Genomic DNA, 1,605 nt, shown 5'->3' with positions numbered 1-1,605 from the left:
TAGAAGGTGATGTCTCTGTTTTTCTTTCCTCTATTACTACTAGCTAGGCAGTTACGAAACATCTGCAATAGGATGCGTAGTTTAACGCCGCAGGCATCGTTTCCCGTTATGCCAAAACCTTAGAGGTTTAAGTCTGTAAACGAGACCTTTACCTTCTTGCAAATGAACAAGAATTTAACGAGGATTCAAGGTATGAGACGTAAAACTAAGTTTCTGTACTTTTGGGCTACAGTCGTCGTTACAGTTTTAGCTTTAAAACCAACTCCAGGTGGCGCTCAAACCCACTCAGACACACAAACGGTTGACATTCAAGAGTTAGTCCGGACTCGCTGTGCCACCGATCCACGGAACACCTATCTCGAATGGAGCGGTTCTGTTTATGCGTTTGTTCCTCAAGAACAGCAGCGAAAGTTATTTAGTATCATCGGCATGAATGTTGCACGCTGCTTTCAGAATAAGCAAGGACAATGGTTATTAACATCTCGTGAACTTCAGTACTATTTAGATCCAGAGACGAATCAGGTGCTTAATCGCTGGCAGAATCCTTGGACAAGGGAAGTAGTGCCCGTAGTGCATGTTGCTAATAATCCCGTTCAGAACAACTTAGGACAAGGGAGATTCCCCGCTTTTGCGGCTGGCAGAAATCTCATTCTCACACTGGATGTTCCGCTCACCTATCCTAACGTTCTAGCCAGCGATCCGAAGTTTCAAGACTATAGTCCCGAACCGCTCTATCAAGCTGGGGAATTTTTTAAGTTTGTAGTTCCTAAAGCAAGAGTCGAACAGCCTAATGTTCCTACAGTACTGAATGTTTCAGGCACTTGGAATCGCATTAGTCCCTGGCTACCTTGGATGAAGATGAAAGGGAAACCAGGACAGTTAGTTTACAGCGCTAGTATTCGAAAATTGCAAAGATTCGAGGAGCTTTCCCCATTGCTTCAGCAAGAAATTAAATCACGAGTCCCAGTTTATCGCACGGCTCCTACTTGCTATTTAGCTGCAAGTAGCAAAACTTCCTGGACTTACTTTCGCGAATACTTTGACAATTATCTTGCTGGCGATCAATTCCCCATTTCTGAGACACAGAGCAACCAACCTTGTCAGCAATAAGCCTGTGCTGCTTCTAGATATCTCAACTCACTCACGATCTCCACAGAGTCTAGAAGTAGAACCTCTAATTTGAGGTGTCTGAAATTAAAGGTTCTACCGTGCTTTATACCTGCAATCGCCTTGTCGGAAAGCATTTGCAACTGCGGTCTGGGAACTCGCATCAAAGAAACGTTAATGGCTTCTCTGGAGCGATGACTCTGCGCCACTTCACCTTCAAATAGATCGTTATATAAACTACTTTCAGGTACTTACGCTATGAACACCCACACACCGAGCGCTAGGGATATTATCGGATCATCACCATTGATTGCGATCGAAAACGAAGCACCACCCAAGCTGATTGTCGATCCACCGCTTCCCGAACCGCTAGCACAGGGACGCGTCTTCATCCAGTACCGGACGGAGAATTTGCGTGTGTTGCCAGTGTTTGGCAAAGGTGCCTGTGATTTGAACGATATTTTTGCCAAACGGTCACGAAATGCTTCAAAACTCATT

General features: G+C 44.9%; 2 protein-coding genes. Both read left to right on the top strand.

Features of this window, described 5'->3' with window-relative positions; translation table 11 throughout:
- Positions 1-192: 192 nt before the first annotated feature.
- Positions 193-1,110 (top strand): DUF1838 domain-containing protein, encoded by a 918-nt coding sequence (locus tag VB740_RS36620; protein ID WP_323204699.1) that lies wholly within the window; start codon positions 193-195, stop codon positions 1,108-1,110.
- A 255-nt stretch (positions 1,111-1,365) separates the two neighbouring features.
- A partial coding sequence (locus VB740_RS36615; RefSeq protein ID WP_323204698.1) for a DUF6130 family protein occupies positions 1,366-1,605 on the top strand: 240 nt, incomplete at its 3' end.

It is taken from the genome of Nostoc sp. UHCC 0251 (assembly GCF_034932245.1).
Taxonomy (GTDB): Bacteria; Cyanobacteriota; Cyanobacteriia; order Cyanobacteriales; family Nostocaceae; genus Nostoc.
The sequence above is the reverse complement of the archived record's forward strand: the minus strand, read 5'-3'. Positions and strand labels throughout refer to the sequence as shown.